This window comes from Arthrobacter sp. B0427-1-12 (assembly GCF_059092905.1).
Genome location: NZ_JBNHIC010000232.1, coordinates 1 through 373, shown reverse-complemented (window position 1 = coordinate 373; position 373 = coordinate 1). Strand labels below are relative to the sequence as shown.

Genomic DNA, 373 nt, shown 5'->3' with positions numbered 1-373 from the left:
GGACGCGCTGGATCTTGATCATGCGCCGGATGTAGGCGGCGTCGGAGGCGCCGCGTTTTGCCAGAATGTCGTCGCGGATCGCATCCAGCTCGCGGCCCAGTTCGGCGACCTGTTCGTCGGTCAGGTGCGCGGCCGTCGGCGGACGGACGACGGGCCCGCCGGAGGTGGCCAGGGCCCCGGGCCGGGGTTTGGGTGCGGCTGCCGCCGCAGACGCGGCCGCGGATGTCTTCGGCTGCTCCGGGGAGGTCGTGCCGGCGGCCGTAGCCGGTTCCGGGGGGTTGGAAGTAAGGGTCATGGAACGATGCTCCTCAGAGTTCGAGGTTGACGGGTCCGGCTGCTGCCGAAACACAGGTCTGGATGAGTTGGCCGGGTT

At 70.0% G+C, this 373-nt stretch carries 1 pseudogene; it reads right to left on the bottom strand.

The annotated features are described in order from the left end of the window. A pseudogene (locus tag AC5RWU_RS24705) lies at positions 1–295 on the bottom strand (acyl-CoA desaturase); the annotation flags it as partial. Positions 296–373 lie beyond the last annotated feature (78 nt).